The following is an 11521-nucleotide window of genomic DNA, read 5'->3' as shown; positions in this document are numbered from 1 at the left end:
CAGTTGATGATATACTCACCGCGGTAAATTAAGTCTTTTTCATATAATTGAACGAATACTTTATTAACAGCGTTAGATAAACCTTCGTCTAATGTGAAGCGTTCACGAGAATAGTCTAGTCCTAAACCAACTTTCCCCCATTGTTGACGAATGTGAGAAGCGTATTCTTCTTTCCATTCCCAAGCTTTTTCAAGGAATTTCTCACGACCAAGATCGTAACGTGAAATACCTTCTTCACGAAGTTTTCCTTCTACTTTCGCTTGCGTTGCGATACCAGCATGGTCCATTCCTGGAAGCCATAATACATCGTAACCTTGCATACGCTTTGTACGAGTTAAAATATCTTGAAGCGTCGTATCCCAAGCGTGACCTAAGTGTAACTTACCAGTTACGTTCGGAGGTGGAATTACAATTGTATATGGTTGTTTCTTCTCATCCCCTGTTGCTTCGAAATATTTGCCTTCAAGCCACCACTTGTAAAGGCCTTCTTCAACGGACATATGATCATATTTAGTTGGTAAATTATTTTCCGTATTTGACATTATTTTCCCTCCTTAAAATAAAAAATGCCCCTCATCCAAAAAAGGACGAGGGACATCGCGGTACCACCTTTATTTACAAACAAATTCAGAATTTGCTTATACTCTTAATTTGATAACGGACAAATCCGTCTTTTCCTAATAAGAATCATTCCGTTCAGAAAAGATGCTCCAGGGCTACCTTCTAACATAACTATCTAGAGAACCTCCCAGCCAATGGTTCCCCTCTCTGAAGACGTTTCATGTTATACTCTTCCCCTTCAATGCATTTATGTGATTGTTAATTATTATATACAATAGTGTAAAAAACGAAACCTTATTCGTCAAGATAAATTTGAAACTACGGCTTTTATCTCTTTATGAAACTAATAAAAAAAGATAAGCAGGGTTCTCCCTACTTATCTTCTTTATCCGTTCTCTTGCTGGGCAGCTTGTAATTGCGAAAGGAAATATTCTGTATTACTAATGAGCCAATGCGATTGCTGCAGAATTTTTACCCCGCGAAGCTCATTTTCTTCATTACGACTCTTTCTTCTTTTCGTATACGACTGAATTTGCCGAATAAAATGCGACGGGTACGTCATATACGCAAACATAAGAAGCTGCTCCTCTTTCGTAAATGGAAAATTTTTTTGATACATTTGATACCATTCAAAGCGGTCGCTCCGCGCAATTGGATATGTGTTCAAGGACCTTGAATAAAAGCTGACGATATCCTGTACCGGTGTAGCAAACTGAGACTTTTCTAAACTAATAAAATAACCGTTTCGTTCATAATCAAATAAAAAGTGATTAAGCGATACATTTCCATGAACGAAAGTAGTACGTGTTTTTTCCTTTTCTTTCATTGCATCATGCCATTCACTTAATTGTTTCGTTGCGAACTCACGTGCTCTCATAACGTGGTGATAATACGTACAATATTGTAATTCAAATGGAGACATATACCACTTCGCTTCTGATTCTACAAGAAACTCTTCTAATATCTCACCATCATTTTCCCAACGGCCGGATATATTTGTATAATGTTTTTCTAAATCTTCTTCTGTATAAGTCTCCTCTTTCACCGTTTTTTGATGCAACGTCCCGAGCGTTTGAAACATCTTATGGTATTGATCATTATCTTCGCCATTTCCTTCCGCACGTTCTAACCAAGGCATTAAATAATAGCTATATGCCCCATCACTTAAAACATAATTCCCGTCCGTCGTGTGATAGATAGGTACATAATTCGAAAAACCTTTCTCCTTCAAATATTGAATATGGTGTAAAAAATTATTCCGCTCTAATTTTCTATCTTGTATTTTCTTTAACGCATACGGACCTTGATTCGTATAAATTTTCATTACACTTCCGTGCTCTTCCATATGCTGAGTGTCCAATCTATATTGCCTCACAATGGGTTCATAGCGATTTCGTAATTCAATATCCATACGAATAACCCTTTCTTATTCAAAACATAGCTTCTAGGAAAAGAAAAGAGGTGAGTGAAAAAACTCACTCACTTATTTCACTGTTGCTTTTGAAACAGGAATATATATAATTTGCCCTGTAGTTAAATATATATCTTCTGATTGATTTACACGATATAAGCTTTGTATAGTCGTTTCATAACGTTCTGCAACCGATTCAATTGTATCTCCTTCTTGTACGAAGTACATTCTTAACTTCGTAAATTCTTCTTCTGGTTCTTTCGTAAATAATTTCGTTAAATAAAGTGCATTTTCATCTCGCTGTGAATATGCTTCTTCCTCTGGCTCTTCCTGCTTTTTCGCTTTTTCTTTCTTGAAATTTTTCCGCCCGAACAATTCAAATTGTGGTGTCTTTTCTTGCTCCTCTTCACGCTCCACAAGTTCATSTTCTTCTAATTCCTCTTCTTCTATTTCTTGCTCTTTTCTTTCTTCTAACTGAAACGGYTCAAATGCATAATCTTCCCATCCATCTGATTCTTTATAGRCTGGTACCTCTTCGTGCRGCRCAGGTCTACTTTCATCTTCTTCAGCTGAATCAGCTTCCAACTCGGCATACACCGTCTCTTCCTCTTCATCCTCGGTTCTTTCTTCGTCACATAAACCTGTAATAGATATATCCGCTAATAGTTGTAAGCAACCATTTTCCTTTAATTCATAATCAAATTCCTCGATTGATACATATAATTCTTCAATTACTTTCACTCGATTTCTTGGAATTGATATTTCGAGCGGAAAGGAATGGACAAGCTCATTAACCCCGTCTGCCCTTGTTTCTACATAATCAATTGCCTTTGCTGGTGATAGCTCTCTTAATGAATAAGCTGAATCATCTTGCCTTGCAACGTACTCTCCCGTTAAATCTAATTGCCCCCTCACGATAACTTCATGATCGAGCTCCTCTATCTCAACGTCTGGATCTAACGAAATTGACAAAAGTTCTTCGACTTCCTGTCCCTTCTGGAACCAAACAGATTCTTTTAATGAAAATCGTAATGAATGATCTGTTGCCACTTCTTTTCCCCCTCCCAAACTATATGTCATTACAGATTTATGTTCCCTAAGGCTACTTTATGAATAAAAAAAATCGCTCCCCTAATGGAAAGCGATTTTCTCTAAGAAATTATGCTTTTAATTTTGACATTGCAATTTCGGCCGCCTCAATTGTCGCCTCAATATCTGCATCACTATGTGCTGTCGATAAGAATAAACCTTCAAATTGAGAAGGTGGTAAAAATACACCTTGTTCTACCATTTCACGATAGTAAGCTGCAAAGAATTCTAAGTTTGAAGATTTTGCTGCATCATAATTAATAACTTGCTCATCTGTAAAGAAAATACCAATCATAGAACCTGCACGATTAATGTGATGCGGGATATTATGCTTTTCAGCTGCCTTACGTAGTCCAGCCTCTAACATTTCTGCTTTACGCTCAAATTCCACATATGATTCTGGCGTTAACTGCACTAACGTTTCATAACCTGCTGTCATTGCAAGTGGATTACCCGATAATGTTCCAGCTTGGTAAATCGGTCCGCTTGGTGCAACTTGACGCATAATCTCTGCCTTCCCACCGTATGCTCCTACCGGCAAGCCACCACCGATTACTTTACCTAAACAAGTTAAGTCAGGAGTTACACCGTAGTAACCTTGTCCACAATTATAAGCAACACGGAAACCTGTCATTACTTCATCAAAAATAAGTAGTGCACCGTTTTGCTCTGTCACTTCACGAAGTCCTTCTAAAAACCCTGGTTGCGGGGGAACAACACCCATATTCCCTGCCACTGGTTCTACAATTATACAAGCGATGTCATCACCGAATTGTTCGAAAGCATATTTTACACTTTCTAAATCGTTATACGCTACGGTAATCGTATTTTTCGCTACACCTTCTGGTACACCAGGGCTATCTGGTAAACCTAGCGTTGCTACACCCGAACCTGCTTTAATCAATAAAGAATCACCATGACCGTGATAACAACCAATGAATTTCAAAATTTTGTTACGTCCAGTGTAACCACGAGCTAAACGTAGTGCACTCATTGTCGCCTCTGTTCCAGAGTTAACCATACGCACAATCTCAATTGATGGTACACGCTCRATAACAAGCTGCGCTAATTTATTTTCAATTTCTGTTGGTGCACCAAAGCTTGTTCCTTTTTCAGCAACAGCYTTTAAAGCCTCAACAACACGATCATTCGCATGACCATGAATTAAAGGTCCCCACGATAATACGTAATCGATGTATTCATTCCCATCGATATCATATACTTTAGAGCCTTTTCCGTGCTCCATAAACAGCGGATTCATACCAACAGACTTAAAAGCACGAACAGGGCTGTTTACGCCTCCAGGCATTAAATTTTGAGCCTCTTCAAACGCCGCAATCGACTTATCAAATTTTTTCATTATTTAGCGCCTCCTTCTTGTAACCATCTTGCTGCATCTTTTGCATGATACGTAATAATCAAGTCTGCTCCTGCGCGTTTCATGCTAATTAATTTCTCAAGTACAACTTCTTTCTCATTAATCCAACCATTTTGTGCTGCTGCTTTAATCATCGAATATTCACCACTTACGTTATAAGCAACGACTGGTAAGTTAAAGTTATTTTTCACATCACGAACGATATCTAGATAAGAAAGAGCTGGCTTTACAATTAAGAAGTCTGCCCCTTCCATTACATCTGATTCTGCTTCACGGAATGCTTCCATACGGTTCGCTGGGTCCATTTGATATGTTTTACGGTCACCAAACTGCGGTGCACCATGTGCTGCATCACGGAACGGTCCGTAAAATGCTGATGAATATTTCACAGCGTACGACATAACTGGTACGTGCGCGAAACCATTTTCATCTAATGCATGGCGAATTGCTGTTACGAATCCGTCCATCATGTTAGATGGTGCAATAATGTCTGCCCCTGCTTTCGCTTGACTTACAGCTGTTTTTGCAAGAGCTGCAAGAGACTCATCATTTAAAATAACGCCATCTTCAATAACACCGCAATGACCATGGCTTGTAAATTGACATAAACATGTATCTGCAACTACTACTAGCTCTGGGAACTCATCTTTAATTTGCTTAATTGCACGCTGTACAATTCCATGCTCACAATATGCCGATGATCCAACTTCGTCCTTTTCAGCAGGTAAACCAAATACAATAACAGAACGAATACCTAAATCAACGACCTCTTGCATTTCAGCTTGCAATAAATCTAAAGACATTTGATATACGCCCGGCATAGAAGGAACTTCATTACGAGTATTTTCTCCTTCTAATACAAAAATAGGGTAAATAAAATCTTCTGTATGTAAAAATGTTTCACGTACAAGCGCACGCATGCCCCCGCTTTGTCTTAAACGACGATGACGATTAAATTGTAAAGAATTCATAGATTTCTATCCCCATTCTTTTATTTTATAGATTCACAAATGCATTGCAGTAATGCTTCTACAGTGTACTCTTTTGGCACAATAACATGTGGAAAATAGAGGTTCGCCTCTTTTTCCGTAATAGGCCCTATACAAGCAATTGTACATTTTTTCGTCCATTCTCTCCAGTTTGTACCCTCAAGTAAACGAACAAAACTATCAACAGTTGAAGGGCTCGTAAATGTAATAATGTCTACTTTCCCTAATTTCAATGCTGTTACAAGTTCTTGTTTTTTCTCTACATTCACCTTCGTACCATATACAATTAACTCATCTAGAAACACACCAAACTCCCTAAGTTTAACCGGGATTACATCTCTTGCTAAATTCCCTTTCGGAAATAAAATACGCTCGTTTCCACTTAATTCTTTTAGAAACTCTTCGGCAAATGTTTCTGCAACAAATGCAGTGGGAACAAAATCTACTTGATAACCTCGCTTTTCTAACTCTAACTTTGTTTTCACGCCTACTGCAGCAATTTTAATCGGTCCGGGGAGCTTCTTTCTCAAACTATCTAGAAAAAAAGCTACACCATTTTTACTCGTGAAAATAACCCAGTCATACGAATGTAGCTGCCCTGCTATATGTTGAATTTGCCTATGAGACGTACCTTCCATACGCAAAAGCGGAATTTCCAATGGAATTCCGCTCCTTTCTTTCACTGCTACACTCATTTGTTTCGCTTGGTGCTGGGCACGTGTAATCAATACTGTTTTGCCAGCGAGAGCGTTCATATTTATTGTTGCTCCTTATTTGCAGCAAGGATGAGCTCTTTTGCTCCTTGTTTAATTAAACGGTCCGCAGCCTCTAATCCAACTTGCTTCGGATCATTACCTACTACTATCTCTTTCAATAAAACAGAACCGTCCATAGAACCGACAAGCGCTGTTAATTCGATTGCATCATTTTCTTTAAGAGTTGCATATCCAGCGATTGGAACTTGGCATCCACCTTCAAGTTTATGAAGAAATACTCGTTCAGCAGCCACTGTTCTTTCTGTTACTGCATCATTAATATGCGCTAACAACTGAAGTAAATCCGTATCATCCTCACGACATTCAATCGCTAATGCACCTTGTCCTACGGCTGGTACACATAACGTTTCATCTAAATGTTCTGTAATAACTTCTCCGTCCCAGCCCATTCTCTGTAATCCAGCTGTCGCTAAAATAATTGCATCGTAATCTTCATCTTTTAACTTACGTAAGCGTGTATCGATATTCCCGCGAATCCATTTCACTTGTAAATCTGGTCTCGCAGCTAGTAGTTGTGCACTACGTCTTAAACTACTCGTTCCTAAGATCGCGCCTTCTGCTAAGTCTTTAAACGATTCTCCGTTTTTAGAAATAAAAGCATCACGAGGGTCAACGCGCTTTGGCGTACAACCAATCGTTAATCCATCTGGAAGTACAGCTGGCATATCTTTCATACTATGTACAGCCATATCAATTTCTTTCGTAAGTAACGCATGTTCAATTTCCTTTACAAATAAACCTTTTCCGCCTACTTTTGAAAGAGTAACATCTAAAATAACATCACCTTTTGTGACGATTTCTTTCACTTCAAATTCATATGGTAAACCAAGCGCTTTTAATTGATCAATAAACCAATTAGTTTGTGTTAATGCTAGTTTACTCTTTCGTGAACCTACAATAATTTTGCGCATAATTCTCTCTCCTCATTATAAATACCAAAAGTGGAAATTAGATAAACTGCTTAATAGAAAAATGTTAACTAGCATTACGAGAAATGCCCCGATATTCCACTGCACAATTTTCTTACCTTGCAACACATCTGCTGCTCGTAAATATAAGCCCACGCAATATACAAATAGAACGACAAAAGACCCAATTACTTTCGTATCATACCAATGGAAATTATCCAATTTTGTATATCCCCATATGCATCCTAATATAATTGCTAATAAGAAAAACGGAACAGAAAATAAATTTAATCCGTAAGACATAGATTCAAGCTTCGGCAAATTTCCTAATCTTCTTAATCTCGCATTCCACTTTTTCTTTTTTAATAGTCGGTATTGCAATAAATACATAATAGAAAAAATAAACGATACAGTAAACGTTGCATAAGAAATAATCGCCATACCGACATGCACGTATACAAGTTCTGAAACTAATTGCTCTGCAAGTACTGGCGACATCTTCCCGAGCGGTGTGAAAATAGAAAAAGCGCTTACGCCAAATGCTACAACATTTGTAAAAAAGACTAAAAAGTCAATACGCATAAATCGATTAATGACTAATGACATCGTAATCAATAACCAAACATAAAAATAAATCCCTGATAATAAAGTTAAAATAGGATTCGTTTCTGAATCTGTAGCCCTAAGCAACATAAAGATAGACTGCAGAACCCATACAATCGAAAGTAACCAAAAAGCAAAGCGGTTCGCCTTTCGGTTACTTTGGAAATAATCTATAAAATATAAACTAATGCTACAAGCATATAAAATAATTGCAATATGATAAATAATACTGTTATTTAAAAAACTCATCCGATCATCCTTCCAAGTTATAAAGATGGAACGGATGGTGTCCACGCTCTTTTATGTTCTACTTCTTCCGTATTTCCCGCTTCTTCCACTTCTAAATCAAAAATCTTCGCAAATAAAGCTAATTTTTCGCCAGCTCCCTCTTCAACAGCTAATTCTTTAGCTACTAAAATTGGGTCTTTTAACAATTGGTTAATAATACTTTTCGTATGTTTACTAATTACTTTTTTCTCACGATCACTAAGGTTTGGTATTTTTCGCTCAAGGCTTTCCATCGTATCACTTTGAATTGCTAGCGCTTTATCACGAAGAGCTGATATTAACGGTACAACACCTAGCGTACTTAACCACGTTTTAAATAAAACCATTTCTTCTTCAATCATAAATTGAATTTTCTCTGCTTCTTTTAAACGTTCAGCACGGTTTGCTTCAACTACACCTTGCAGATCGTCGATATCATATAAGAAAGATCCTTCTAATTCATCAATCGCCGGATCAATATCACGTGGTACTGCAATATCAACCATAAATAACGGACGACCAGAGCGCATTCTCTCTACTTTTGTCATCATTTCTTTCGTAATGACATATTCTGATGCACCTGTTGAACTAATTAAAATATCCGCTTCTAATAATGCACATTGCAATTCACTTAAAGGCTTTGCATGTCCCATATATTTCTCAGCCATCACTTCCGCTTTCGTAAGCGTCCTATTCATAACCGTTACTTTACGAGCTCCACTTCCGTATAAGTTTTGCAGTGCAAGTTCACCCATCTTACCCGCACCAAGAATAAGTACATGACAATCTGTTAAATCGCCAAATATTTTCTTTCCGAGCTCAACAGCAGCATAACTAACAGACATCGCACTTTCACCAATCGTTGTTTCTGAGTGCGCACGTTTTGCTAACGTAACCACTTGCTTAAACAACTCATTAAAAATTGTACCTGTCGCTTTTACTTGTTGTGCTTCTAAAAAGCTATCTTTTATTTGACCTAAAATTTGCGTCTCTCCAACAACCATAGAATCYAAACCGCACGTTACGCGGAATAAATGATCTATTGCGCCATCTTGTTCAAAAATAGACAAGTATGGTGCGACTTCTTCTATTTCAAGCTGAAACCAATCAGCTAAAAACTTCTTAATGTAATACCGTCCCGTGTGTAATTGATCGACAACAGCGTAAATCTCAGTGCGATTACAAGTTGATACAATGACATTTTCTAGCACGCTCTTTTGGTTTTGTAATATAGTCATTGCTTGCTCTAGCTCTGCTGCCTGAAATGTGAGTTTCTCACGAAATTCTACAGGGGCTGTTCGATAATTTACACTAACAACAAGAATATGCACGCAGCATGTCCCCCTTCACCCGTTTTATCACTTTATCTACTATCATAATACAACTTTCCTCTTATGAATCTGACAATCGTGTGAACAACTGATTATTTTTTATTTATTCTCCATATGTAATAAAGGAGCTTCAGTAAGATTAATAAAGAACTTTCTACTTTATAATAATTATAAAATAATAACTCTATTTGTACGTTACCAAAAAAAGTCCTCATAATCAAGTGATGGAAACTATTCCATATTAATTRTAACATCATCTTTTCTATCTTCTTTCATCATGAAGGAAAATATGTATGATTGTTCCAAAATATAGTACTCACTTTCTCGATGCAATGCATTTGACATTGTATTTCTTTTTCGATATATTGGTTTTACAAAATTAAATTGTGCACAATTTAAAAATACAAGGAGTTGCCTATGAAAGAAAATCCTTTGCATCTAGATAACCAACTTTGTTTTTCTATTTACGCTTGTTCTAGAGAGGTTACCCGTTTTTACCGCCCCTATTTAGAAGAAATGGGCATTACGTATCCCCAGTACATTACTTTACTTGTACTCTGGGAACAAGACGGACTAACAGTAAAAGAAATTGGAGAACGTCTATTTTTAGATTCTGGTACTTTAACACCTATGTTAAAACGTATGGAATCATTAAAACTTGTACAACGTGTTCGTTCAAAAGAAGACGAGCGAAAAGTTTGTATTGAATTAACAAAACAAGGTAAAGATTTAAAAGAAATAGCTTGTTCATTACCAACAACGATGGCTACAAATTTAGGAATTACAGAGCAAGAATATCATTCTTTATTAATCCAATTAAACACATTAATTGAAACAATGAAAAAAATTAATGACAGAAAAGGGGAATAAACATGGATAAATTATATACTGCTTCAGTAACAGCAACAGGTGGAAGAAACGGTAAGGTAGTTTCAGATGATGGCATATTAAATCTTGATGTAAAAATGCCAAAAGCACTAGGTGGCGCAGGCGGAGAAGCAACAAATCCAGAACAATTATTTGCAGCTGGTTATGCAGCTTGCTTTGATAGTGCATTACAACTTGTAATTCGTACAAAACGTATGAAGGTGGAAAGTACAGAAGTGACTGCACACGTTTCTATCGGTAAAGATACAGATGGTGGTTTCGGACTATCTGCTGTACTTGACGTACATGTTGCTGGTGTTTCTCATGCCGAAGCACAAGAACTTGTAGAAGCCGCTCACGGTGTATGTCCTTACTCTAAAGCAACAAGAGGAAATATTGAAGTTACATTAAACGTACGCTAAAAGTTTAGTAAATAAAAAAAAACGCGCGACATTCGTCACGCGTTTTTTGTTTTTGTCATTTTATGAATTGCTTTCCATGCTTCTTCTTTTCCAAGTCCTGTTTCAGAAGAGAATAGAACGATTTCATCGCCAATTTCAACAGCAAGCGTTTCTTTTACAACTTTTAAATGCTTTTGCCATTTCCCTTTCGGAATTTTATCGGCTTTCGTTGCAATAATAATTGTTGGGATTTCATAATGCTTTAAGAAATCATACATCATAATGTCATCTTTTGTTGGTTGGTGACGTAAATCAACTACTAATACAGCTGCGTCTAATTGCGTACGTGTTGTAAAGTAAGTTTCAATCATTCTGCCCCATGCCGCGCGCTCTGTTTTAGATACTTTCGCATATCCATAACCTGGAACGTCAACAAAATGCATCATTTCATTGATTAAGAAAAAGTTCAGCGTTTGCGTTTTTCCTGGTTTAGAAGAAATACGTACTAACTTTTTACGATTTAAAATTTTATTAATAAAGGAAGACTTCCCGACATTAGAACGACCTGCTAAGGCAATTTCTGGTAAATCACTGTCTGGATATTGTTCCGGTTTAACGGCACTAATTACAATATCTGCTTTTGTTACTTTCATTGTTTCACTCCTACTAATGCGTGCTCCAATACTTCGTCTAAATGAGATGCAAGCACAAACGTAAGGTTTTCTTTTACGCTCTCTGGAATATCATCTAAATCTTTCTCATTTTCCGCCGGTAAAATAATTTTTGTTAATCCCGCGCGGTGAGCACTTAATGTTTTTTCTTTCAAACCACCAATCGGTAATACACGACCACGAAGTGTAATTTCACCTGTCATACCAACTTCTTTACTTACAGGAATACCCGTTAGTGCAGAAATAAGTGCCGTTGCCATCGTAATACC

The 11521-nt window shown here is 37.2% G+C and carries 13 protein-coding genes and 1 other annotated feature; of the genes, 2 read left to right on the top strand and 11 right to left on the bottom strand.

Annotation, left to right across the window (positions count from 1 at the left end):
* The 9 genes from AC1DJR_RS06835 to hemA form a co-directional block, all read right to left on the bottom strand.
* Positions 1-542: class I tRNA ligase family protein (locus AC1DJR_RS06835; protein WP_477002271.1), on the bottom strand; the 542-nt coding region annotated here is incomplete at its 3' end.
* Positions 543-580: 38 nt separating this feature from the next.
* Positions 581-812: a binding site (T-box leader), on the bottom strand.
* A gap of 134 nt (positions 813-946) precedes the next feature.
* Positions 947-1972: a spore coat protein YsxE gene (gene ysxE / locus AC1DJR_RS06830; RefSeq protein ID WP_429688102.1), complete on the bottom strand. Its 1026-nt coding sequence runs from the start codon at positions 1970-1972 to the stop codon at positions 947-949.
* A 72-nt stretch (positions 1973-2044) separates the two neighbouring features.
* Positions 2045-3052, bottom strand: coding sequence for a stage VI sporulation protein D (gene spoVID, locus AC1DJR_RS06825; RefSeq protein WP_477002270.1), 1008 nt, complete (start codon positions 3050-3052; stop codon positions 2045-2047).
* Positions 3053-3131: 79 nt separating this feature from the next.
* Complete coding sequence (hemL, locus tag AC1DJR_RS06820) at positions 3132-4421, bottom strand: glutamate-1-semialdehyde 2,1-aminomutase (RefSeq protein WP_477002269.1); 1290 nt, start codon at positions 4419-4421, stop codon at positions 3132-3134.
* Positions 4421-5410, bottom strand: coding sequence for a porphobilinogen synthase (gene hemB, locus AC1DJR_RS06815; protein WP_002015358.1), 990 nt, complete (start codon positions 5408-5410; stop codon positions 4421-4423). The genes hemL and hemB overlap by 1 nt, the downstream gene beginning before the upstream one ends.
* A gap of 20 nt (positions 5411-5430) precedes the next feature.
* On the bottom strand, positions 5431-6183 hold the full coding sequence (gene hemD, locus AC1DJR_RS06810) for a uroporphyrinogen-III synthase (RefSeq protein WP_429688099.1): 753 nt from the start codon (positions 6181-6183) through the stop codon (positions 5431-5433).
* A gap of 2 nt (positions 6184-6185) precedes the next feature.
* A complete protein-coding gene (hemC, locus tag AC1DJR_RS06805) occupies positions 6186-7115 on the bottom strand; it encodes a hydroxymethylbilane synthase (protein ID WP_002034194.1) in 930 nt (309 codons plus the stop codon).
* A 15-nt stretch (positions 7116-7130) separates the two neighbouring features.
* Complete coding sequence (locus AC1DJR_RS06800; RefSeq protein WP_002015354.1) at positions 7131-7964, bottom strand: cytochrome c biogenesis protein; 834 nt, start codon at positions 7962-7964, stop codon at positions 7131-7133.
* 17 nt (positions 7965-7981) lie between these two features.
* Positions 7982-9313 (bottom strand): glutamyl-tRNA reductase, encoded by a 1332-nt coding sequence (gene hemA / locus AC1DJR_RS06795; protein ID WP_002015353.1) that lies wholly within the window; start codon positions 9311-9313, stop codon positions 7982-7984.
* Positions 9314-9730: 417 nt separating this feature from the next.
* On the opposite strand from hemA, the gene AC1DJR_RS06790 reads away from it, so the two are divergent.
* Positions 9731-10183, top strand: coding sequence for a MarR family winged helix-turn-helix transcriptional regulator (locus AC1DJR_RS06790; protein WP_002034199.1), 453 nt, complete (start codon positions 9731-9733; stop codon positions 10181-10183).
* A 2-nt stretch (positions 10184-10185) separates the two neighbouring features.
* Entirely contained in the window at positions 10186-10602 is a 417-nt protein-coding gene (locus AC1DJR_RS06785) for an organic hydroperoxide resistance protein (protein WP_002015349.1), read from the top strand.
* A gap of 35 nt (positions 10603-10637) precedes the next feature.
* On the opposite strand, the gene yihA is transcribed toward AC1DJR_RS06785, so the two are convergent.
* Positions 10638-11234, bottom strand: a complete 597-nt coding sequence (gene yihA / locus AC1DJR_RS06780; RefSeq protein ID WP_002088829.1) for a ribosome biogenesis GTP-binding protein YihA/YsxC — start codon at positions 11232-11234, stop codon at positions 10638-10640.
* On the bottom strand, positions 11231-11521 hold a 291-nt coding region (locus AC1DJR_RS06775; RefSeq protein WP_477002268.1), incomplete at its 5' end, for a S16 family serine protease. The genes yihA and AC1DJR_RS06775, both read right to left, overlap by 4 nt.

The sequence above is a fragment of the Bacillus sp. 05T31 genome (assembly GCF_056396725.1).
Note: the sequence above shows the minus strand (reverse complement) of the source record. Positions and strands in the feature narration are given on the sequence as shown.

Coding starts and splice junctions, on each gene's coding strand:
- ysxE (WP_429688102.1), bottom strand. CDS start 1,972: ATGGATATTGAATTACGAAATCGCTATGAACCCATTGTGAGGCAATAT.
- AC1DJR_RS06800 (WP_002015354.1), bottom strand. CDS start 7,964: ATGAGTTTTTTAAATAACAGTATTATTTATCATATTGCAATTATTTTA.
- hemB (WP_002015358.1), bottom strand. CDS start 5,410: ATGAATTCTTTACAATTTAATCGTCATCGTCGTTTAAGACAAAGCGGG.
- AC1DJR_RS06785 (WP_002015349.1), top strand. CDS start 10,186: ATGGATAAATTATATACTGCTTCAGTAACAGCAACAGGTGGAAGAAAC.
- hemD (WP_429688099.1), bottom strand. CDS start 6,183: ATGAACGCTCTCGCTGGCAAAACAGTATTGATTACACGTGCCCAGCAC.
- hemC (WP_002034194.1), bottom strand. CDS start 7,115: ATGCGCAAAATTATTGTAGGTTCACGAAAGAGTAAACTAGCATTAACA.
- AC1DJR_RS06790 (WP_002034199.1), top strand. CDS start 9,731: ATGAAAGAAAATCCTTTGCATCTAGATAACCAACTTTGTTTTTCTATT.
- yihA (WP_002088829.1), bottom strand. CDS start 11,234: ATGAAAGTAACAAAAGCAGATATTGTAATTAGTGCCGTTAAACCGGAA.